This is a genomic window from Methanofollis fontis (genome assembly GCF_004297185.1).
GTDB classification, from domain to species: domain Archaea; phylum Halobacteriota; class Methanomicrobia; order Methanomicrobiales; family Methanofollaceae; genus Methanofollis; species Methanofollis fontis.
This window is the reverse complement of record NZ_PGCL01000007.1, coordinates 37,908-59,488: the sequence shown is the minus strand read 5'-3', so window position 1 is coordinate 59,488 and position 21,581 is coordinate 37,908. Positions and strand designations below refer to the sequence as shown.

Annotated in this window: 26 protein-coding genes; 9 read left to right on the top strand and 17 right to left on the bottom strand. The window is 60.1% G+C overall.

Annotation, left to right across the window (positions count from 1 at the left end):
- The 8 genes from CUJ86_RS11205 to CUJ86_RS11170 all read right to left on the bottom strand — a co-directional run.
- The coding region (locus CUJ86_RS11205) for an amino acid ABC transporter ATP-binding protein (RefSeq protein ID WP_130647667.1) at window positions 1–623 on the bottom strand (623 nt) is incomplete at its 3' end.
- 3 nt (window positions 624–626) lie between these two features.
- On the bottom strand, window positions 627–1,301 hold the full coding sequence (locus CUJ86_RS11200) for an amino acid ABC transporter permease (RefSeq protein ID WP_130647666.1): 675 nt from the start codon (window positions 1,299–1,301) through the stop codon (window positions 627–629).
- Window positions 1,302–1,592: 291 nt separating this feature from the next.
- Complete coding sequence (locus CUJ86_RS11195; RefSeq protein ID WP_130647665.1) at window positions 1,593–2,396, bottom strand: ABC transporter substrate-binding protein; 804 nt, start codon at window positions 2,394–2,396, stop codon at window positions 1,593–1,595.
- A gap of 150 nt (window positions 2,397–2,546) precedes the next feature.
- Window positions 2,547–3,212 carry an amino acid ABC transporter permease gene (locus CUJ86_RS11190; protein ID WP_130647664.1) on the bottom strand — a complete coding sequence of 222 codons (666 nt, stop codon included), beginning with the start codon at window positions 3,210–3,212 and terminating at the stop codon, window positions 2,547–2,549.
- Window positions 3,205–3,966: an amino acid ABC transporter ATP-binding protein gene (locus CUJ86_RS11185; protein WP_130647663.1), complete on the bottom strand. Its 762-nt coding sequence runs from the start codon at window positions 3,964–3,966 to the stop codon at window positions 3,205–3,207. The genes CUJ86_RS11190 and CUJ86_RS11185 overlap by 8 nt, the downstream gene beginning before the upstream one ends.
- Before the next feature lie 4 nt (window positions 3,967–3,970).
- Complete coding sequence (locus tag CUJ86_RS11180) at window positions 3,971–4,648, bottom strand: amino acid ABC transporter permease (protein WP_130647662.1); 678 nt, start codon at window positions 4,646–4,648, stop codon at window positions 3,971–3,973.
- 117 nt (window positions 4,649–4,765) lie between these two features.
- Window positions 4,766–5,566: an ABC transporter substrate-binding protein gene (locus tag CUJ86_RS11175; RefSeq protein ID WP_130647661.1), complete on the bottom strand. Its 801-nt coding sequence runs from the start codon at window positions 5,564–5,566 to the stop codon at window positions 4,766–4,768.
- A gap of 118 nt (window positions 5,567–5,684) precedes the next feature.
- Entirely contained in the window at window positions 5,685–6,671 is a 987-nt protein-coding gene (locus tag CUJ86_RS11170; protein ID WP_165394896.1) for a PAS domain S-box protein, read from the bottom strand.
- 128 nt (window positions 6,672–6,799) lie between these two features.
- Here CUJ86_RS11170 and CUJ86_RS11165 point away from each other — a divergent pair, with 128 nt between their 5' ends.
- Genes CUJ86_RS11165 through CUJ86_RS11150 form a run of 4 tightly spaced genes read left to right on the top strand, consistent with a single transcriptional unit; the run spans window position 6,800 to window position 9,444 of the window.
- Window positions 6,800–7,297, top strand: coding sequence for a metallophosphoesterase (locus tag CUJ86_RS11165; RefSeq protein WP_130647659.1), 498 nt, complete (start codon window positions 6,800–6,802; stop codon window positions 7,295–7,297).
- 57 nt (window positions 7,298–7,354) lie between these two features.
- The gene (locus tag CUJ86_RS11160) at window positions 7,355–7,783 is read left to right on the top strand and encodes an FKBP-type peptidyl-prolyl cis-trans isomerase (RefSeq protein WP_130647658.1); all 429 of its coding nucleotides are present in this window, start codon (window positions 7,355–7,357) and stop codon (window positions 7,781–7,783) included.
- Between the two features lie 45 nt (window positions 7,784–7,828).
- Complete coding sequence (gene msrB / locus CUJ86_RS11155) at window positions 7,829–8,299, top strand: peptide-methionine (R)-S-oxide reductase MsrB (RefSeq protein WP_130647657.1); 471 nt, start codon at window positions 7,829–7,831, stop codon at window positions 8,297–8,299.
- A 38-nt stretch (window positions 8,300–8,337) separates the two neighbouring features.
- A complete protein-coding gene (locus CUJ86_RS11150) occupies window positions 8,338–9,444 on the top strand; it encodes a hypothetical protein (protein ID WP_130647656.1) in 1,107 nt (368 codons plus the stop codon).
- Here the strand turns inward: CUJ86_RS11150 and CUJ86_RS11145 are convergent.
- Window positions 9,438–9,794 (bottom strand): hypothetical protein, encoded by a 357-nt coding sequence (locus tag CUJ86_RS11145; RefSeq protein WP_130647655.1) that lies wholly within the window; start codon window positions 9,792–9,794, stop codon window positions 9,438–9,440. The two genes, CUJ86_RS11150 and CUJ86_RS11145, sit on opposite strands and share 7 nt — an antisense overlap.
- 193 nt (window positions 9,795–9,987) lie before the next feature.
- Here CUJ86_RS11145 and CUJ86_RS11140 point away from each other — a divergent pair, with 193 nt between their 5' ends.
- From CUJ86_RS11140 to hisE, 5 genes are all read left to right on the top strand, one after another.
- Window positions 9,988–10,704 (top strand): potassium channel family protein, encoded by a 717-nt coding sequence (locus CUJ86_RS11140; protein WP_130647654.1) that lies wholly within the window; start codon window positions 9,988–9,990, stop codon window positions 10,702–10,704.
- A gap of 997 nt (window positions 10,705–11,701) precedes the next feature.
- Window positions 11,702–12,433: an SIMPL domain-containing protein gene (locus CUJ86_RS11135; protein ID WP_130647653.1), complete on the top strand. Its 732-nt coding sequence runs from the start codon at window positions 11,702–11,704 to the stop codon at window positions 12,431–12,433.
- A gap of 81 nt (window positions 12,434–12,514) precedes the next feature.
- The gene (locus CUJ86_RS11130; protein ID WP_130647652.1) at window positions 12,515–13,192 is read left to right on the top strand and encodes an MBL fold metallo-hydrolase; all 678 of its coding nucleotides are present in this window, start codon (window positions 12,515–12,517) and stop codon (window positions 13,190–13,192) included.
- A gap of 243 nt (window positions 13,193–13,435) precedes the next feature.
- A complete protein-coding gene (locus CUJ86_RS11125) occupies window positions 13,436–13,903 on the top strand; it encodes a NusA-like transcription termination signal-binding factor (RefSeq protein ID WP_130647651.1) in 468 nt (155 codons plus the stop codon).
- Window positions 13,900–14,193, top strand: coding sequence for a phosphoribosyl-ATP diphosphatase (gene hisE / locus CUJ86_RS11120; protein ID WP_130647650.1), 294 nt, complete (start codon window positions 13,900–13,902; stop codon window positions 14,191–14,193). Before CUJ86_RS11125 ends, hisE begins: the two co-directional genes overlap by 4 nt.
- A gap of 5 nt (window positions 14,194–14,198) precedes the next feature.
- Here the strand turns inward: hisE and CUJ86_RS11115 are convergent, their stop codons facing one another.
- The 8 genes from CUJ86_RS11115 to CUJ86_RS11075 form a co-directional block, all read right to left on the bottom strand.
- A complete protein-coding gene (locus CUJ86_RS11115; protein ID WP_130647649.1) occupies window positions 14,199–14,648 on the bottom strand; it encodes a bifunctional nuclease family protein in 450 nt (149 codons plus the stop codon).
- 24 nt (window positions 14,649–14,672) lie between these two features.
- Window positions 14,673–15,716 (bottom strand): lysylphosphatidylglycerol synthase transmembrane domain-containing protein, encoded by a 1,044-nt coding sequence (locus CUJ86_RS11110; protein WP_130647648.1) that lies wholly within the window; start codon window positions 15,714–15,716, stop codon window positions 14,673–14,675.
- A gap of 97 nt (window positions 15,717–15,813) precedes the next feature.
- Window positions 15,814–16,368, bottom strand: coding sequence for a DUF357 domain-containing protein (locus tag CUJ86_RS12090; RefSeq protein WP_207231416.1), 555 nt, complete (start codon window positions 16,366–16,368; stop codon window positions 15,814–15,816).
- Complete coding sequence (gene dph5 / locus CUJ86_RS11095; protein WP_130647647.1) at window positions 16,365–17,114, bottom strand: diphthine synthase; 750 nt, start codon at window positions 17,112–17,114, stop codon at window positions 16,365–16,367. Before dph5 ends, CUJ86_RS12090 begins: the two co-directional genes overlap by 4 nt.
- A gap of 7 nt (window positions 17,115–17,121) precedes the next feature.
- A complete protein-coding gene (locus tag CUJ86_RS11090; protein ID WP_130647646.1) occupies window positions 17,122–18,294 on the bottom strand; it encodes a GTP-binding protein in 1,173 nt (390 codons plus the stop codon).
- A complete protein-coding gene (locus tag CUJ86_RS11085; RefSeq protein WP_130647645.1) occupies window positions 18,291–19,004 on the bottom strand; it encodes an RAD55 family ATPase in 714 nt (237 codons plus the stop codon). The genes CUJ86_RS11090 and CUJ86_RS11085 overlap by 4 nt, the downstream gene beginning before the upstream one ends.
- Before the next feature lie 2 nt (window positions 19,005–19,006).
- Entirely contained in the window at window positions 19,007–20,857 is a 1,851-nt protein-coding gene (gene feoB / locus CUJ86_RS11080) for a ferrous iron transport protein B (protein ID WP_130647644.1), read from the bottom strand.
- The gene (locus CUJ86_RS11075; RefSeq protein WP_165394895.1) at window positions 20,854–21,570 is read right to left on the bottom strand and encodes a metal-dependent transcriptional regulator; all 717 of its coding nucleotides are present in this window, start codon (window positions 21,568–21,570) and stop codon (window positions 20,854–20,856) included. Before CUJ86_RS11075 ends, feoB begins: the two co-directional genes overlap by 4 nt.
- Between the last annotated feature and the right edge of the window lie 11 nt (window positions 21,571–21,581).

Below are 21,581 nucleotides of genomic sequence, written 5' to 3'. Positions count from 1 at the left end.
GCCGAGAGGGCGAACCCCATCTCATGGGTGACCACGAGCATCGTCATGCCGTCTCGAGAGAGGTTCTTCATCACCTCGATCACCTCCCGGGTCAGTTCCGGGTCCAGCGCCGAGGTGGGTTCGTCGAAGAGGATCACGTCCGGGTCCATCGCAAGCGCACGGGCGATCGAGACCCGCTGCGCCTGACCACCCGAGAGTTCGGCAGGATAGTTGTCGGCCCAGTCCTCCATCCCCACACGACGGAGTTCGAAGAGCGCCTTTTCCCGCGCCGCCTTCGCTTCCATCCGCTTCACCTTCAAAAGGGCGATCTCCACGTTCCGCAATGCCGTCAGGTGGTCGAAGAGGTAGAAGTTCTGGAACACCATCCCCATCCGCTGACGATAGGCGTTGATCCGGGAACCCGAGTTCGTCACCTCCTCGTCATGCAGGAACACCCGACCCTGGTCGGGCGGGGTCAGCTGGTTGATGCAGCGCAGAAGCGTGCTCTTCCCGGTCCCGGATGGGCCGATGAACACCTTTGTCTCGCCCTTCCGAACATTGAACGAGACGCCGCGCAGCACCTCGCGGTCACCGTAGCGTTTGTGGATGTCCTCCACTCGCAGGATATAGTCGCCGTGTTCCATTGGTTATGCACCTCCCTGTCCGAATCCCGGGACACTGATCCGTTTTTCGATATGATTCAACGCCCGCATGCCCGCATAGTTCATCAGGATATAGATGCACGCCGCCGCCAGGTAGATCGGCATCGTGACATAGGTCTGTGAGACGATCTGGGTCGTCCGGGTCAGCAGTTCGGCCACACCGATCGCATAGCAGACCGAGGTGTCGGTCAGCACCGTCGGGTATTCGTTCGACCACCCCGGCAGGGCGATCCGCACCGCCTGCGGCAGGATGATATAGCGGATCGCCTGCAGGCGGGACATCCCGAGCGATCGCGCCGCCGTCATCTGCCCTTCGCCGATCGCCTGGATCGCACCCCGAAAGATCTGCGACTGGTAGGCGGCGCCCCGGAGACCGAGCACCACGACCGCCACCATGAAGGGGGAGAGGTCAAGGTCCATCGAGGGGAATATCCCAAAGAAGAAGAGGAAAAGCAGGACGAGGACAGGCAGACCTCTGAAAAACCAGACATAGACCGAGATCACACTCCGGAGGGATCTGCCCCCATAGACCTGGCCAAGCGCCATCGGCAGCCCGAAGAGCAGACCGAGACCAAGAGAGGCCAGAACAAGAGCAAGCGTCATAAAGATCCCCTCGAGGAGATACGGGGACCATTCCATCAGGATCGTAAAGACGTCCATATTTTTCCCTTTCAACCGCCCGGGCGACATTCGGCGCCTTCAAAGGGCAGTTTTCAAATACTCATATTATTGCGGCATTTTAGAAAAGGTTTGGGATTTATCCGGGGCGAGGGGAAATTGCGACCTTAACGGGTGACAGACCGCGCATCCGGCCCAATGTGGCCCCGTTTCGCATGGAGGGTTTCACTCCCGGAACATCTTCAATGCATGAGAAGGATGATCGACAGCAGCCCTGACAGGCACCCATCACCTGAACACTAAAAAAAGGGATCGGCAAGCCGGTTCGGCCGCCTAGTCCATCTCGTACTTGGTCAGGAGTTCCTGCCATTTCGGGGATGCCATCAGTTCGGCAAGCCCTTCGTTGACCGTGATGAGCAGCCCGGTGTCCTCCTTGCGGATGGCGACGCCGTACTCCTCTCCAGTGTAGATCTCACCGACGATGTGGAGCGGTTTGCCCTCGATCGCCTTCATGTGCGGCGGGCGGTCATAGACCGAGGCATCGATCCGCTGGTTCTGGAGATCAGTGATGACAAGCGGGAAGCTGTCATAGAGTTTCAGGTTCTCCTTGGGCATCGTGCCGTTGGCGATCAGGTTCTCCTCGACCCAGAAGGCGCCGGTGGTCCCGCGCTGGGCACCGATCACGACCTTCCCGGCCATGATGTCGTCCATCGTGACAGACGAGTCGTCATGGACGGCAAACGACTGGTTGATCGTCAGGTAGGGGATGGAAAAGTTCACCTGCTCCTGCCGCTCCGGGGTGATCGTCATGCCTGAGTAGACCATGTCGATCTTGCCCTGCTGGAGTGCCGGGATGATCCCGTCCCATGCCATCGGCTGGATCGTCACTTCAAAGCCCTTCTGTTCGGCGATCCACTGGATCGACTCGACATCAAGCCCGGTGATGCTCCCGTCCTTCTGGATGTAGGAATAGGGAGGATATTCGCCGTCGACACCGACCACATACACCGGCGTTTCGGTAACGCCGCTGTTCTCTGGACCCTGAGTCTCTGAACCCTCGCTCCCGGTACAGCCTGCAAGACAGACTGCACATGCAAGAACGAGGACCAGCAGGGCACCACCAATCTTGGAATGCATTCGTGATGAGTTTGGCAGGAGGTTCATTTAATTTTTATGAATCGGTGTGTGACGGGCGCAATACCCGAGGAGGGACATAAAATCGGACATCACTATAGGATTATAATGAGTTAAACAATAGAGATATATTCCGTCGCCGGACACCGCCTCTTACGACATCAGCCCGGGGACGGCAAGCCTCCGCTCCAGATACCCGAGGGCGAGTGTGGCAAGACTCACCAGCACCAGATAGAAGATCCCCACCACTGCAAAGGTCTCGAAATAGGCAAAGTACTTGGCAGCGACAATCTTGCCGGCGCCGGTGAGCTCGATCACCGTGATCATGTAGGCGAGGGAGGAGTACTTGATCAGGTAGATGAACTCATTCGAAATCCCTGGGATGGCACGCCTGAGCGCCTGCGGCAGGATGATATAGCGGATCGCCTGGGCGCGGCTCATCCCGAGCGCCTCGGCGGCCGTCATCTGCCCCTCCTTCACCGAGAGCATGGCGCCCCTGATATATTCGGAGTTGTAGGCGCCGTTGCAGAGGATGAACCCGATCACCGCCGCCACGAATGGTTCGAAGACGATCCCGAGGGACGGCAGACCATAATAGATGATGAAGAGCAACAGCAGGAGCGGGCAGCCCTTGATCAGGATCACGTACCAGCGGCAGACCTGCATGATCCCCCACCCGCCGTAGGTGCGCCCGGTGGCGATGGCAATCCCCGCGAGGAGTCCGAAGGGTGCGGCAAGGGCGATCATCTCGACCGAGATAAGCGCCCCCTTCGAGAGGGCGGGGAGGAGGACATCCAGGAAAAAATCCGCTTCACTCATTGCTCATTCCAGAATCCCCGAGTTTTCCGACAAATGCACGGGTGCGCTCGAAGCCGCTGCCCGACCTGACCTCGGCCGGCGACCCCTGCTCGACGATCCGCCCGTGCTCCATGAACAGGATCTCGCTCGCTGCCGAGAGGGCGAACCCCATCTCATGGGTGACCACGAGCATCGTCATGCCGTCTCGAGAGAGGTTCTTCATCACCTCGATCACCTCCCGGGTCAGTTCCGGGTCCAGCGCCGAGGTGGGTTCGTCGAAGAGGATCACGTCCGGGTCCATCGCAAGCGCACGGGCGATCGAGACCCGCTGCGCCTGACCACCCGAGAGTTCGGCAGGATAGTTGTCGGCCCAGTCCTCCATCCCCACACGACGGAGTTCGAAGAGCGCCTTTTCCCGCGCCGCCTTCGCTTCCATCCGCTTCACCTTCAAAAGGGCGATCTCCACGTTCCGCAATGCCGTCAGGTGGTCGAAGAGGTAGAAGTTCTGGAACACCATCCCCATCCGCTGACGATAGGCGTTGATCCGGGAACCCGAGTTCGTCACCTCCTCGTCATGCAGGAACACCCGACCCTGGTCGGGCGGGGTCAGCTGGTTGATGCAGCGCAGAAGCGTGCTCTTCCCGGTCCCGGATGGGCCGATGAACACCTTTGTCTCGCCCTTCCGAACATTGAACGAGACGCCGCGCAGCACCTCGCGGTCACCGTAGCGTTTGTGGATGTCCTCCACTCGCAGGATATAGTCGCCGTTTTCCATATGGCTACAGAGCTCCCTTTCCGAATCCTGGTATGCTGATCCGCTTTTCCAGGCGCGAGAACACCCGGATGCCGCCATAGTTCAGCAGGATGAAGATCACGGCGGCAACGAGATAGATCGTCATCGGTTCTGCCGTCCTTGAAACGATCTGGTTCGCGCGCGTCAGGATCTCCATCACCCCGATCGCGTAGCAGATCGCCGAGTCGGTGAGCAGGATCGGATACTCATTCGACCATCCCGGCAGGGCGATGCGTATTGCCTGCGGCAGGATGATGCTCCGGATCGCCTGCCCGGTGCTCATCCCGAGGGATCGCGCCGCCGTCATCTGGCCTTCGCCGATCGCCTGGATCGCACCCCGAAAGATCTGCGACTGGTAGGCGCCCGACCGCAGCCCGAGCACCGTGATCGCCACCAGAAACGGGGGGACCTCGACACCAAAGATCGGATAGATCCCGAAGAAGAAGAGAAACAGCAGCACCAGGTTCGGCAGGCCGCGGAAGATCCAGACATAGACCGCAATCAGCCACCGCAGGGGCCGCGGCCCGTAGACCTGACCGACAGCCATCGGAACCCCCATCAGCAGCCCGAGGGCGAGTGAGGCGATTACCAGACCGAGGGTGACCACTACACCGGAGAGCATGTAGGGGACCGCTGCAAGAACAAGAGAAAGCGTATCCGTCACCCGGCCTCACCACATCTGGGGGCAGGAGCCGGCATCCTGGTGCTGTCGGGAGGATTCACGTCGGATATAGGTTGGGCACCATGATAATAAAAGATAGAGGGGAATCCCCCTCCGGGATTACTCCATCTCGTACTTCTGTTTGAGCTCATCCCACTTCGGGGAGGCCATCAGCCTGGCGAGACCTTCGTTGACGGTGGCGAGGAGTTCGGTGTCTTCCTTGCGGATGGCGACGCCGTATTCCTCATCGGTCTGGATGGTGCCGAGCACCTTCAGGGGCTTGCCCTCGATGGAGGTGCGGATGACCGGGACATCGTACATCACGGCATCGACACGCTTGTTCTGGAGATCGGTAAGGGCGAGCTGGATGTTGTCATAGAGCTTGAGGTCCTCCTCAGGGAGCTTGCCGGTTTCGACCAGGTTTGTCTCGATCCAGTCGTTGGCGGTGCAGCTGCGCTGGGTACCGGTGACGACTGTCCCGGCCGTGAAATCATCGAGGCTCAGTTCAGAGTCCTCACGGACGGCCACCGACTGGTTGACAACCCAGTAGGGCGTGGAGAAGCTGACCTTTTCCAGGCGCTCGGGGGTGATCGTCATGCCCGAGTAGACCATGTCGATCTTGCCCTGCAGCAGCGAGGGGATGATCCCGTCCCAGGCCATCGGCTGGATCGTCACTTCGAAGCCCATCTCGTCGGCGATCCACTGGATCGACTCGACATCAAAACCGGTCGGGTCACCGTTCTCGTCGATGTAGGTGTAGGGCGGGTAGTCGCCGTCTATTCCCACAACATACAGAGGTGTTTCAGCCGGCGCAGCAGTAGTGGTTGGTTCTTCGGTCGACGGACTGCCAGTGCAGCCGCAGAAGGCGACAGCACAGACCATGACCATCGCAATAAGCATTGCAATAGAACGTGAATTCATAAACTATTGTTCTGCCCGTACTTTATATAGCCATTGTGCGGGGAGCGCACCGGAAGGCCGGAGAGGGAAAAGAAATCCAATATCAATTAATCAGATCCGTTCAACCAGGGAGGCGCCCTCAGCCACAGTGTTTTCTGAGGAACTGCCTGACATTCTCCGAATGGATCCAGCCGCGGTCCAGTTCATCCACAAGGGCGTCGATCCGCTCTGCCGCCTCCAGGATTCGCACCGATGACGGCGTTTCCTCCAGCGAGGATAACCCCACGATCACCGCCAGCGGATTCCTGATATGATCGCCAAGTGTGGCAAACTGTTCGATGTTTGCATCGATCTGGTTGAACGCACGCCTCTTCAGGTCATCGATCCGCTGGCGCTCAGAGATGTCCCGGGATATTGAGATAACAACAGGATAGTCACCCATGTGAACAAGATGGGAACTGATCTCAACCGGGATGATCCGCCCATCGGCCGCGATCTGGGCCGATTTGTAGAGGGCGGAGCGATCATGGAGCAGACCCTTCATGACAGCGAGAAGATGCCCCATACGATCAGGGGGGACGAGACTGAGCGGCGAAAGAGAGAGCACATCCTCCCGGGAATAGCCAAACCGCAGGCAGGCAGCCTCATTGACCTCAACGAACCGGTCAGGAAGCCCATCGGCAGAGAGTGTGAACACCAGGATGGCGTCATAACTCCTGTTGAAGATCAGGCGGTATCGCTCCTCACTGAGGCGCAGATGCTCCTCCGCCGCCTTCCAGCGCGTGATCCTCCGGAAAAGAGCAATTCTCCCCGCGGCATGGGGGAGAGATGAAACCGAATATTCAAGCCAGATATGCCCGTCATCCCCGGAATCGACGCACATTTCAAACACTTCATCTGATGCAAGGAGATCAGGGGGAACCCCTGCCGGAGAGACAAGGGCGGGCAGGAGATATTCCCTGAAAAAGTGCGACGTCGGCATCCCTCCCGCATGGTTCCGCTCCACAGAGAAGAGGGATTCCATGGCGGCATTGATCCGCGCCACCCGCCCGCCCCCATCAATGATACAGATGCCATCGCCGATGGCGTCAATGACCGCCTGATCGGGCTCTGGGCGGGCAGGCATGCCTGTCGGGGGGGTGTGGTCGGGTGTCCGCATATTATTAGAAAGAAGTTTCCTTCCATTATTGATAATTTTTTTCATTTGCAGGTGACCGGGCAAAGCCTCTTTGCCACCGGTGCAGAGGCAGATGTATGCTCGTCGGCATCATTGCAGACACCCACGACAACATCCCCCTGATTAGAGAGGCGATCGGCGTGTTCAACCGGGAGGGCACCGCCCTCAATCTCCATGCAGGTGATTTCATCTCCCCCTTTGCCCTGAAAGAGTTCGGTCGCCTGAACACCCCTCTGATCGGGGTGTTCGGTAACAATGACGGCGATCGGGACCACCTGATGCGAACGGCTGCAGAGATGGAGAATATCGATCTGCGAGGCGATTCTGCAGAGGTGGAGATCGGGTCCATGCGCATCGGACTGGTCCATGGCCATGATACCGCCCTCCACAACGTCCTCCTCGAGGAGGGAGGATATGACGCCATCGTTTCAGGCCACTCCCATCGTCCCCTCATCGGTCGGTCCGGGACCTGCCTCCAGATCAACCCGGGTGAAGCGTGCGGATACCTGAGCGGGACGCCGACGGTCGCCCTCCTCGAGACAGAGAGGAGAGAGGTGCGCCTCGTCCGCCTCTGAGGAGAGGGGAATCACCCCATACAACCTTTAATACCCCTCCCGGCGCACGCGGATCCCATGCGCCATGCAGCATGGGGGGATACCGTTCTCGTCACCTATATCGGCCGCCTGGACGACGGCACCATCTTCGATCAGGTCGAAGAGCCGCAGGAGGTGGTGATCGGGGAGGGGAAGGTCAACCCCGCCTTTGAAGGGGCGCTCGACGGCATGGCCCCGGGCGAGACAAAAAGTGTGGTGCTTCCTGCAAAATTGGCCTACGGACCGTACAGGAGGAGGCTGATCTTCAGGCTGAAACGGAGCGAACTGAACCTCCCCGAAGAACCGGTTCCCGGCGGGGTCGCACGCATCAGCCTGAAAGACGGAAAACAGTCCCTTGTGACGATCCGGAAGGTCGACCGGCGGCACGTAGTCGTGGACGCCAACCACCCCCTGGCCGGAAAGGATCTCACCTTCACCATCACCCTCACCGCAATCATCGGAGAATAGGAGCACGACCCCCCTCTTTATTATCTGCCGGCACCACCCCGGAGCATGGAGGAGGAGAAGGAGCGGATACCCATCTACCGGGCGGTGACCGGCGAGACCCTCGAGGTGGAACGCTGCCGCCTGAGCGAGGACGAATGGAGGGAGCGCCTCAGCCCGGAGGCATTCAGGATTGCGCGGCAGGGGGGCACCGAGGCGCCATTTACCGGGCGTTACCATGACTGCCACGAGAACGGGATCTACCGGTGCATCTGTTGCGGCACCGATCTCTTCAGTTCAGATGCAAAGTTTGACTCAGGCACCGGATGGCCGAGTTTTACCGCCCCGGTCTCCGCACTCAACCTCAAGATGCGTATCGATCGCACATTCGGCATGATCAGAACCGAGGTACTCTGCGCCCGCTGCGATGCCCACCTCGGTCATGTCTTCGACGACGGTCCACCACCGACCTCCAGGCGTTTCTGCATAAACTCGGCATCACTGAGATTCGTTCACGGAGGGCGCGGCAGAGAGGGATAAATGGAAAGAATTAATCGGCATCAGGCTTCATTTTGTGTATGAATGAGGGCTGTGCCGGAGCAGCGGAGAAGTTCTGCGCCGGAGTCAGGGAGGCGCTGAAAGATGCCGAAGAGTATGGGTCTGCCCTCAGAGAGGACAGGAGAGCGGGTGTTGGCGAACGGGCGGTGATCACCGTCTCGGTCGGCGTGATCCTGGTTCTCCTGTTTGCCCTTCCGGACTTTTTCATGTTCTGGATTGTGGCGAGTTTTCTGCTGTATATGGTCAACCCCTTTATGATGTTCATCCCCTCTGGCGGGGCGGGTCCGGCGCTCCCGCAACGATCGGAGATTACTGAGTATATCGGGAAACTCAAGGAGATCGGAGCGATCAAGGGTGCGGTCACCTCAAACACAAGCGGAATTATCGAGATCGTCTGGAACCTCTTCTTCATCAACAGTCAGCCCCTCGCACCCGGGTTCTGGCTGATATACTCCATCGATATCCTCTTCGCCCTCTTCCGCGCCATCACCGGCAAATTCGACCTGATGATCACCCTGATCATTGCGGTGCAGTCGATCGCAATCATCCTCTTCTATGCGGTGATCTGGGGGATGAAGCCCTATTCCCCGGGTTTTTTCCGCAATGTCATCGACATCAGGCAGGACGTGAAGGAGGGGATCCAGGGGGGGATCCGCTCCACGGTGACGATTCTGGCATTCATCGGCGTCGGCGCCGCCATTGCCGGCACCCTGGTTATCGCCGCCATGCTCCTGCCCGGCATGACGCTGAACACCCTGATGGACTTTGAGAATATCACCCTCTTTAAAAGCCTGCTCCCGATCGTCCCGATCCTGCTCGCCCAGCTGATCATCGTTCGGACCCTGCAGGGGCGGGCCTCACGCCTGCTCCTGACCGATGTAAACCAGACACGCGTATCAGCGCTCAGGGAACGGATCCTCCCCGCTGCAGAGCGCATCGCACGGTCCAGCAGGGAGGACGGGGATGAATACTGTGCTCAACTTGAAGACCTGGAGAACGAATTCATGCGCCTCTCGGTCTATCGGCCGGAGAGTCACCGTATCGGCGGGGGGTTCACAGTGTATATGATCGTCCCGAACCTGCGGTTGATCCTGCGGCAGAAGGGGAATAAAAGAGCGGGTCAGTAGCCGTCCAGGCTGTCAAAATCCTCTTCGCCCTCATCCCCGCGGCCGCCGCACTGCCGCCACTCCTGCTCATCATAACACTCCGGGCAGATATCGTGCAGCCATGCGTCCGTCCTGAACGGGCGTTCACAGTAGGGGCAGATGCGTACAGAGGTGCGCCGGCAGACCGGACAGAGATCGGCATTCTGGTCAGAAGAGGAGTCCGGCAGATACCATTCCCCGCAGAGATCGCACCGCCGACGGCCGCGTGGTGCGTGGAGGTCTCCGATGGGGGGATCGGACACCATCCCACAGGGCCCGGCAGCGTCACCGGACGAAGAATGCTTTTTTTTCGGCATATTTTCCATATACATCTCAAATTCACCGGACGATTAAGGTTTTCACGGCACCACCCGGTCGCCCGTCCAGGCAGAGTGAATCCATGATGGAACCGCTCACCCACGCATACAGGATTGAGTCGTTTCCTGGCGGTGCGGACTGCTGAAAAAAGAAAAAGACCATATCAGAAGAGACCAGAGGGATACTGCGGACTGAAGAGGGCGATAAATGACGGGAAACGGGGATGCGGATGATATCGTGGCCCACGGCATGCGGGTGCACCGGCGGCTTGAAGGGCATAAATATCTGCTGCTCGCCCTCCCGCTCGTCCTCCTGCTGGTGCTCTACCCCTACCTCGAAAATTCGGCGATCGGGATGCTCGCCCTGAAGATCGTCTCCACCGCCACCCTGATAACAGCAGTCTTCTCTGTGAGCGAACGGCGAGGGCCCTTCTACTTTGCCGTGTTTCTGGCGGTGCCGGCGATCGGCATCGGCTGGTCTGACTATTTCTTCCAGTACCCCCACATTGTCCTGGCGCAGGGGATCTCCTCCATCCTGCTCTACAGCTTCACCACCCTGGCCATTTTGCGGTCCATCATCAGGGGCAGACTGACCGACGACATGATCTTCGGGGCCGTGGCCATCTACCTGCTGATGGGGATCACCTGGGCAAACGCCTATTCAGTTGCAGCGGCGATCAGCCCGGAGACCTTCATGCTCTCCGGCGGGGGTGGTCCCGGCGGCATCATGGTCTTCTCTGATTTCCTGTACTTCAGCTTCATCACCCTCACGACCGTCGGCTACGGCGACATCACCCCCCTCACCGCACCGGTACGCTCCCTCGCCTATCTCGAGGCGATCTCCGGTTCGCTCTTCATGGCAGTCTTCATCGCCCGCCTGATCGGGTCCCTCTCCTCAGGCGCCGATGAGGGCGATCGGAAATAGTTGAGCGTAAAGCCAGGTGCATGCGGGATTGTCGGGCTGAATAGGCACATTCCGGGCATTTTCCTGAGGGGTGGCCCCTGCCCGTGTAGATATATGGAGAGTGCGGGGGATGGAAACCCCCGTCCCATGCTGTTCGCGATCGATTAATCGCACCTGGCCGGGAGGGGAGGCCCCTCCCGGACCCACCCCCTCGATAGGATAGGGAGCGGATCATTGAAGCCGTGGATATGAAGAGGATGTGGGTTATTCTGGCTGGTGGGTCCCTCTGTCCCATGATGATTGACGGGACGAACCCACGTATGAGGGGATGCTCCGCAGAACCGTCCCCGTCCCTATCGTATTGACCGGGGGGAGCGGGGGGTGGAACCCCCCGTCCCATGCTGTTCGCGATCGATTAATCGCCCCGGACCGGGAGGGGAGACCCCGCACGGACCCCCCCCCTCGACGGGATAGGGAGCAGATCGTTGAAGCCGTGGAAATGGGGCTGATGCGGATTATCTTTGTTGGTGGGTTCCTCTGCCCCATGATGATTGACTGGACGAATCCTTCACCCAGGGATGAGCCCGAATACTGCCCCCGTCCCCTATCGTATTGACCGGGGGGAGCGGGGGGTGGAACCCCCCGTCCCATGCTGTTCGCGATCAATTAATCGCCCCGGACCGGGAGGGGAGACCCCGCCCGGGCCCACACCCTCGATAGGATAGGGAGCAGATCGTTGAAACCGCGGGTATGAAGAGGAGGTGAGTTATTCTGCTGGTGGTTTCCTCTGTCCCATGATGATTGACGGGACGAATCCTTCACCCGGGGACGAGCCCGAATACTGTCCTCGCCCCTATCATAATGACCGGGGGGGGCGGGAGGCGGAACCCCCATCCACCACACCACAAAAACCCACAAAAATCCCCCTGATCCGCGATCCATGAGATATTAACTGCGAATTTTTTTGAACTCTTGGGAAGGTATTTCTATTCAGATGCCAGAATAGGGTATGATTGTCATGAAGACCCGAACACTCGCACTCTGTGCGGCACTGCTGGTGCTGCTGGCGGCAGGCGTCTGGAGCGCCAGCGCCGCCACCGACAGCACCGACGAACGCCTGATCCATGCGTCCGGCACCGGCGAGGTCACCACAACCCCGGACCGCGCCGTGATATCCTTTGCCGTCGAGACCCAGAACACCGATCCGAAGGTAGCCCAGACGGCAAACGCCGCAGCAATGGACGGCGTGATCGCGGCCCTCAAGGCGGCCGGAATCGCCCCTGAAGATCTGAAGACCACCGGCTACAACATCTATCCCGAAAAACAGGACGAAACAAGACCCTTCGGTGGGAGCACCATCGTCTACCATGTCACCAACACGCTGGAGGTCACCCTGAACGATGTCACCCGCACCGGCGAGATCATCGATCTGGCGGTCTCAAACGGGGCAAACCGGGTGAACAACCTCTACTTCACGCTCAGCACCGAGCGGCAGCAGCAGTTCAGGAGCGAGGCGCTGACAAAGGCAGTTGATCAGGCACGCTCCGATGCCGATGCCGTCGCCGTCGCTGCCGACATGACCATCACCGGCGTCAAGGAGATCTCCATCGGCGGGACATATGTCCCGATGTACGGCAACTACCGCGCCTATGACATGGTGGAGAGCGCTGCCGGGGCGGTGCCGACCCCCATCGAGACCGGCGATGTGAAGGTCACGGCATCGGTGAGCATCACCTACCTCTGCCGCTAACCCCCCTTTTTTCTTTTCTCCCCGATCCCGGCAATTACCCCAATAAATACTGTTATGCAGGGATAGAGCGCTCGATCTGCTATGTTTACCATCACCGAGATCTACAACAACATCCCCGGCGACTCCCGCCTCAAGACGGAGTGGGGATTTTCCTGCTATATCAAGGAGGCCGCCCTCCTCTTTGACACCGGCGGCGATGCGGCGGTCCTCGCCTCCAACATGGCGGCCCTGGGGATCGATCCCGCAGATATCCGCACACTTGTGCTCTCCCATGACCACTGGGACCATATCGGCGGACTCGCCGCCGTGCTCGGCAGAAACCCCGATCTCGACGTCTACCTCCTGGATACCTTTTCTGATGAGACAAAGACCGCAGTACAGAGCGTCGCCCGGATGCATATCGTCAGGGACTGGCAGGAAATCGCTCCCGGCATCTTCTCCACCGGTCCACTGGCCGGCGCCATTCCAGAACAGGCGCTGGCCCTGGAGGGAGCGGATGGTTTCTTCATCATCACGGGGTGCGCCCATCCGCACATCAGCACGATCATCGAGGATGTGCGGGGGCACGGCACCGTCCACGGGGCGATCGGCGGTTTCCACGCCGTCTCCAACACCGACCGAACCGCCCTCCGCACCCTGCCCTATCTGGCGCCCTCGCACTGCACCGATGCACTCGCCCTCATTATCGGGGAAAACGCGGAGCGGTGTCGTCAGGGCGGCGTGGGGGCCCACCACACCGTCCAGACCAAACGGAAATAAATATATACGACAACCGACAATACGGGCGGTTGTCCCCGGCAGATGGTCGGACACACCCATCTGACGGGACATGCCACACAGTAACAGAACCATCATCGTAGTGCCATTCCCGCCGGACCGGCATATCACCGGTCAGGCGACCTTTTTTTGCTCCAGAGAAAATATATATGGGCACATCACAGACCACTCAACCATAAACAGAACAGATATTAGAGTATATCAAAATTCAAAAGGATATCAACAATGGACAGAAATATTGGATTTAAAGAGCGACGATATATCGAGGAACTGAGAATTCTCACACGTTCAGTGGCGGTGGACTGCCTGATCGACGACCGCTTCGACCGGGTGATCTATGTGATCAAACCAGGCGACATGGGACTTGCAATCGGAAAAAAAGGTGAAAATATCAGAAAAATGCAGAAGGTGCTCGGCAGGCGGATCGAGATGGTGGAGTACGCCGAAGACGAGGAGACCTTCATCGCCAACATCTTCAGGCCGGTCGAGGTGGCCGGAGTTTCCATAGACGAGGAGAGCGGAAAGATGAATGTGGTCGTCTGCAGAAAGACCGACCTCGGCATTGCGATCGGGAAGGGGGGCAGCACCATCGAGAAGGCACGGATGCTGGTGAAGCGTTTCTTCTCTGATGAGATCGGGGACGTCGTGCTCACCCCGGCGGCCGCGGCGGAGGGGGAGGAAGAGGAGGCATGAGCGATTCAGACGTGCTCGCCGACCTCTGGGCGGTGATCTGCGAACGGGCCGACCACCCCTCGACCGATTCCTATGTGAGTTCGGTGCTCACCCACCGGAAGGGGATCGACAAGTCCCTGGAAAAAGTCGGCGAGGAGGCGACCGAGTTCATTCTGGCCGTCAAGAACGGCGTGCCAGAGCGGAGCATCGAAGAGGGCGCCGACCTGCTGTTTCATTTGATGATCGCCCTCAAGGCGGCGGGCCTGACATTCGATGAGGTGCTGGCCGAACTGGCGGCACGAAGACGATAAGCAGTTCAGGAGAGGTAGGAGGCAAGGTCAACATAGTCGGGGAGATCGGCCTCGTCCACCGCCGCCGCCTCGACAACCGCCTCCTCAATGGTGATCGGGGCACCGGCCCGGAGGGCGATGGCGATACCGTCGCTTGGCCGGCAGTCAAGACTCTCCTCTCCACCGTCCCTGACCGAGAGCAGGCGGGCATAAAAGACGCCCTCCCTGAGATCGTCGATATGGAGCCCCTCCACCCTGATGTCATAGGAATCGAGCATCGACATGAAGAGGTCGTGGGTGCCCGGGCGGGGGAGGAGATCATTATTCAGCGCATTATTGATCGATATCGCCTCCCAGAGCCCGATATAGATCGGCAGCGCCCTGCCAGGTGAGAGTTCAAGAAGAACGGCCGGCACCGCCCCTCCGGAGGCGGCAGTAAAGAACACACCCCGCACCGAGGCATCGACGGCAACCATGAAGAGGAGATCGCCTCATCATGGTTAATGGTTGCGGCACCGGCGGTCCCGCTTCACCTCGCGCTGCAGGATCCCGATACTGGCAGCAAAGCCGAGGAAGATGTTGAAGTAGTAGAATATCATCCGCCATAACAGCACGAACACCCCCAGAATCGAAGAGTTTACGAACATGCCGTAGATCGAGGTCGCCGACACCTCGGCCACCCCGGACCCGCCCGGCGTGAGGGGGATCATCATCAGCAGGGCGATGATGATCTGGGCGATGAAGGACTCGACAAAATAGGGTTTCTCCCCGAGACCCACCAGGATCACCGAGGGGATCAGGAACTCGATCGTCCAGAAGATGGCGGTAAAAAGGGTTCCCCAGACCAGACCCGCCTTGCCGTGGTTGACAAAGCGCCCGAGGCTGTCGTGGAAATTGTCCACCTCATTGTCGATCCGCTCCAGGAGTGCGTTTAATTTTTCGGCGTTGCGACGCCGTTTCCGGCGTTCCAGCCAGACTGAGATGCGTCTGAGCAGGTCTTTGAGCATCTGCGGGTTTTTCACCGAGTACGCAAAGAAGAACACGAGAACGGCGATCAGGCCCCAGGAGAGATAGATGAATGCTGCAAGGCCGGGTGCCATGCTCTGCCACTGCTGCCCGAGAAGGAGCATCGAGACCAGGCTGATCGCTACAAGGACGACCCCGTCCAGGATACGTTCCATGATCACGACGGCCGTGGCGTCACCGAGGCGCACTTCGGCGCGGTAGAGCTCATGGATGCGCACCGGTTCGCCGCCTGCCTGCGACGGCGTGATGGCGGCGATAAGCAGGTTGGCGAACACGGCATTGAGACAGTGGAAGAAACCGACCGAGTAGCCGAGCGACCGCGACATGGACTTCATCCGACCGGCCCAGAAACCGAGGGCGACGACATGGGCCAGCAGCGCCAGGAGCAGGCACCAGGGGTTCAGCTGTTTGAGGTAGTCGATCGTCGACTCGTCAAAGGTGAAATAGAGGACGAGCGCGAGCACGACCGTACTGAAACCCAGAGAGACAAACAGCCACTTCCACTGAGACCGCTTCATTCAGCCCCCGGGCATGCCCCGGAGTGGCATGCCGCCTGTTCCATAAGGTTATGGAGCATAGTATAAACGCTTTGAGGAATGGAATGGCCGGAAAGACTCATACAGTGAAGATTTCACGGGAAGCGATGATCCTGAAGAGGCCTGCCTGCACACCGGCATCAAGCCAGCCAAAGCCGTACGAATACCATGCAAGGGCAGCGGCGTCATCATCTCCTTCCGCACTCCCGCGCAGCAGGGCGGCACGCCCCTCGGCGAGTAACCGGGAGGCGGCGGGGTGCATCGGCGTCTCGGGATCAGGGGCCGGTTCGAGGGCGGCGATCGCCTGATCGAGCAGACGGCGGTAGCGCCCGCTCTTCTCGGCAAGGTGCTCCGCCTGATCGGCGGGTATCGCCGCCCCGAAGGAAGGGAGCGGAACGCCGGAGGAGGTGAGATAACCAAGATAGATACCTGCATCCAGCCAGCCGAATGCATAGACGGCGCTCGCATGGGCATTCACATCGTCACCCCGGTGCTCAAACGTCCGCCCGTCGGAGAGATACGAGGTCGCCATCCTCAGGATCACACCGGAGACGGCGCCAAGGGGCGAATCGGCAGACGGGAGCGATCCGGTCCTGAGGAGTGCCGCCTCCAGGGCGTCGAGCAGGGCGCTCATAGCCCGGCAAAGGTCTCCAGGTAGTCGCGCTCCATCAGGTGGAGGTCGCCGGGCACCACCAGGATATGGAGGGGGTCGCCAAAATCCACACCTTCAAGGGCGGCGGCATCGCCGGCAGCGACCACCGGCGAGGGCGAACCCGCCCGCGCCACCCCCACATACACCGGGATGGAGAGGCCGCGCTCCGCCGCCATCCCCTCGAGCATCCCCACCGCCTCATGGACGGTCATATACCGCCCGGGCTGGATGTCGAGATAGACCAGGGTATGGAGGTTCTCTGCCATGTTGTGCTCGATCACCTCGATCGGTGTCGTCGGCGCCCATCGCCCGTAGGGGAACGGCAGGGAGCAGGACTTCCCGAACCGATAGTTCTGGAGCCCGGTCAGCCCGCAGACGGCGCTGACGATTGAGGCACCATGAATGATCGAGGTCTCGATCCCCATCGACGCCGCCCTGATCCGCAGGTCGATATGCGTGGTGGAGACCATCGGGTCCCCTGCAGTGAGGAAGGCGACGTCCGCATCCTTTGCGAGGGTGAGAAAGGTCTCCGGATGGTTCTCGACGTCCTCCCGATCGAGCATCCGGAGCGGTTTTCCAAACAGCGCCTCAAGGCGACCGGGGTCGGTGCCGGTGAGGATGGAGGTATATCGTTCCAGAAATACATGCTCAGAGCGGCGTATCCGTTCGAGGCCCTTCAGAGATATGTCGGTCTCATCATAGAGACCGAGCCCGATAAATGTCAGCATAACAGGTTCACTCCGATAGCGGTTCGCGGGTGATCAGGCGGATAAGCCTGTCGATCACCGCCATGGTATCCTCCCTCCGCAGGGCCGAGATCGGGATCACGGGGGCGTCTGGAGGGAGGGAGAGCAGTCGTCGTATGGTGTCCTCCGACATCATGCCGGGGAGGTCGCGTTTGTTTGCCGCCATCACAAAAGGAATGGATTTCGCCCGCACCAGATTCAGGATCTGCCGGGCGCGCCCAAGGTCGTCCGGGCATCTCCCATCCACGACAAAGATGACGCCCGTGGCATTTGTGAGCAGATGAGCGATGATCGGACCGAAATGCTCCTGTCCAGGCGTCCCGACAAGGGTGATCTCAAAGCCCCGGCAGGTGACCAGCGGGTGACCGAAGTCCATCGCCACCGTCGTCGGACTGCCCGACATCCCCAGCCGATCGGATGAGACCCAGGTCTCAGAGGCGGTCTGGATGAAGGTGGTCTTCCCGGCATCCACCGGTCCGGTGACGACGATCTTCGGGATCTGGGGTGAGAGGGAACCGTCGTCGCGCACCACAAACGGGATCTGCCGCGAGGGAAGGGGGGTCCATGCGGCATGGTGGATCCTGAAATGGTTGATGAAGAGCAGGTTTCCGTAGCCCTCGCCTATCGAGAGAGAGAGGTCGAAGGGGGCGGCGGCGATGAGGTCGTCAAGGTGGTCGTCGTCGTAGAGGTTGAGGTATTCCACAAACAGGTTGACCTTTTTCCCCCTGCACCTCGAAAGAAAGAGTTTCAGCGTCTCCTCGGTCCCGATCTCGTCGCAGATGCGGTTGCAGTAGATGAAGACCGCATCGAACCCCCCCTCAGAACAGCACCGGTCGATCCTGGCATCAAAGGAGGAGCGCCATGCGTCCTCGTCGACGGCACGGGCATCGATCTCGTCATAGTCGGAGGAGTCGAGAAACCGGAGTCGGTCAATGGCGTCAAGACGATAGGGCGTTGCCGCCAGATCAGAGAGAAATGCCTCCCGTGTGGTGAAGGGGGCGATCACCAGACAGCGCTTGCCCATCGCACAGGCACTCTTCAGGGCGCTGAACATGAACCCCTGCCCGTCGACACCCGGTTCGAGGGAGATGAAGACGCTCCTGCCCTTCGGTACGCCCCCCCCGAGCATCTCGTCGAGCGCCTCAACACCGGTATAGATCATGTCTCCACCACCAGGTCGTTGCCCGAAAAGCGGTACCTGACCGGCGATACACCGCCGCCAGAGGTCATCTGGAAACGGAGGGTGTGGAGACCAGGATCGTTCTCGTCCTCCTTCACCTCGATCAGACCGTTCATCAGTTGTTTCAGGGTCGACAGGGTCTTCTCATCCACACCCTCCGGGTTGAGGATATAGACAGCGATCCCGTTCATCCGCCGGATCCTGGCCGAGAGGATATGAAAAAAGCGGTATATTGACTCAAGTTTGGTATAGACCAGAAAACTGGAGAGGGAATTGATGCAGACACGGATCCTGGGGGTGCCCGGGATGGTCGCATTCGCCGACTCGGTGCGCTGGATGGCGTCCAGGATCTTGGTGAACTTGATCCCCATGCCGGTGAGGTCCACCGGACTGCCAACGAACTTCACCTGCTCCTCGTCAGGGACCGTCGGGGTCATCGTCTTGGTGATGCAGTCGATGATCCAGAGACGGTGCGAGGCGGAATCCGGCAGATTGTACGAGGCGACAATGTCCTGCGCGTCCTGGTCGGTCGAAATGACGATGGTATAATCAGAATCGCCCGGTTCGGTCAGGAAATATGCAAGCCTCTCGGCGTCAGCAAAGGGAGGAGCCAGCAGAAGAATGTTGGATCCTGGCCGGATCCCTCCGATCTCCCCATCTATCTTTTCAATGCCGCTCCGAAACGGATCCATGCCTATCCCGCTATCAAGTGTATGAGCGCACCTATTAAAAAGCCGAGCATGATCGTGTATGCCGAGACTGCGATGGTCACGCGGGCTCCCATCTGTCGCCACAGGACGGCGATCGTCGAGATACAGGGGACAAACAGCACACTGATCACGGCAAATGTATAGAGCTGGATGCCGGTCATCACCGCCCCCAGGTCGGCGGTGCCGGCCAGAACGGCCAGCGTCTCAAACGCCATCTCCTTCCTGAGGATCCCGAAGAGAAGGGCGGTGGCGGCATAGGAGGGAAGACCCAGCACCCCTTCGGAGATGGGGGCGACCATCGCGGCAAAGGCATCGGTTACTCCATAATAGTCAAGGGCGCCGAGGATGACGCTCCCGACGAGCAGGAGGGGCATGGCGATGAAGAGGAACTCGCCGATCCGGGTCCATGACTTCTTCAGCACCAGCACCGGATCAGGGCGGCGGAGCGGCGCCATCTCAAGGATCATGCCGTACTGCCCGCCGGGGATGTGCCGGGCGAGGAGGAGGCCGGTGATGAGGATGAGCACGAGAACGATCGCATAGATCGAAAGCGCCGCCCAGATACCAACAAACGCTGCCACGATCCCGGTGATGATCACTGTCCGCGCCGAACAGGGGACCATGGTGATCAGGAAGGCGGCGATCGTGCGCTCGCGGCCGGTCCGCATCTGGCTTGCGGCCATCACTGCCGGCACGTTGCAGCCGAATGCCATCACCATCGGGATGATCGCACCGCCGTGGAGGCCGAGACCATGCATCGCCCGGTCTGCAAGGAACGCTGCCCTCGTCAGGTAGCCGGTATCCTCGACGATCGAGAGGAGGATATAGAAGATCAGGACGAAGGGGAAGGCGATCCCGAGACCGGCGACAATCGCAAGCAGGGCGGCCTGTCCGAGGGACTCGGCAAGCGGCGGCAGACCGAGGGCCATGAAGGGATCGATCACATAGAGGGTGAAGGTCTCGACGATCGCCTCTTCCAGGAAGGAGCCCAGGGTGAACACGATAAACAGCATCGAGAGCAGCACGGCAAGGAGGATCGGTATGCCGGGCATGAGCCGGGTGAGCAGACGGTCCGCCGAGAACCGGCGGTCTGGCTCCTGCGATCCCACCACCTCCCCCGCGATCTGCCGGGCGGCCAGGTGCCGGTTTGCGGCGATGATCTGCTGGGGGGTGATGTGGTCCCGCGCCTCGATCTCGGCGGCGATGGTCCGCGCACCCTCGATCAGTTCGGCCGATGCCCCTATCCCCTGCAGGGCCTGCAGGGCGGGAAGTCGCTCGGCACCATAGAACCGCTCAAGGCTCCGGACGGCTGCCTGGATCTGCGGGGCATAGGGGACCGAGAACGTGGTGGTGCGGCCCTCGGAGAGGAGTGTCGGGATGATCTCCCCGATGTTCTTTCCGAGGGAGGCGGCGGTTTCGATCACCGGCAGACCGAGGAGGGAGGAGAGGCGCTGACGGTCGATGACGATCCCCTGTGCCGCCGCCTCGTCGATCATGTTCAGCACGACCAGCGTCGGAATGGCGTACTCGATCACCTGGAGAAGGAGGTAGAGGTTCCGCTCCATCCGGGTGGCGTCGAGGACGACGACAAGCATGTCGGGCGGGTCGGTGAGAAGATGGGTGCGGACCAGTTCCTCCTCTGCCGATCCGCCGTCGATCGAGTATATGCCGGGGAGATCGACGATCGAGAGGGCGGTGCGCTCGAAGCAGAGGGTGCCCGACATCAGTTCGACCGTCGTGCCCGGATAATTGCTCACCTCGACACCGAGACCGGTGAGCTGGTTGAAGATGAGCGATTTTCCAACACTCGGGTTTCCGATAAGGGCGCACCTCATGCACGGCGCTCCACAAAAATGGTCGAGGCGATCTCGGGCGAAAGGGCGATGTCCGCCCCCTTCACCCTGAGGACGACGGCATTGTTATGGAGTTTCCGGACCAGGGTGACGTGCTCGCCCGGCAGCACGCCGAGGTCGATCAGGCGGGTGTTCCGGCCGATGCACCGGATCATCGCCACCTGGAGTTCGTCCCCCTCTGCAAACTCGAGCAGGGAATGCAGACCCTCGGCCTCCGGACATCGTCGGTATCCGCCGGAAGGAAGGGCGTTTTCAGTGCAGGGAAGGGGGGACGCGCCCATATGGCGGTCGCCGCACCTCCCTGAACGCCAGGGGGGACGGACATTCCGGCGCGGCCCCCTGATATAGGTAGAGAGACGGTCGATCGCCTCGTCCGAGATATCGTGTTCGAGCACACAGGCCTCCTTTGAGGCGGTCCCGGTGTCCATGCCAAGCATTTCGGTCAGGAAACATTCCAGAACGCGGTGCTTTCTCAGGATCAGTTCGGCGATCGCCCGCCCCTCCGGGGAGAGGAACAGGCCGCCGTCCTCTTCCAGGACGGCACCCTCCGCGATGAGCCCTGCAAGTGACGAATCGATATCGGCAGGGTCGGCGTCCACTGCCGCCACGACCCCCTCTCGTGGGACCGGGCAGCCGTCAGGCCGCCCCAGGGAGAGGATCGCCTCCAGACAGTCTTCACGGACGGAGGAGTTCATATCATCCATTT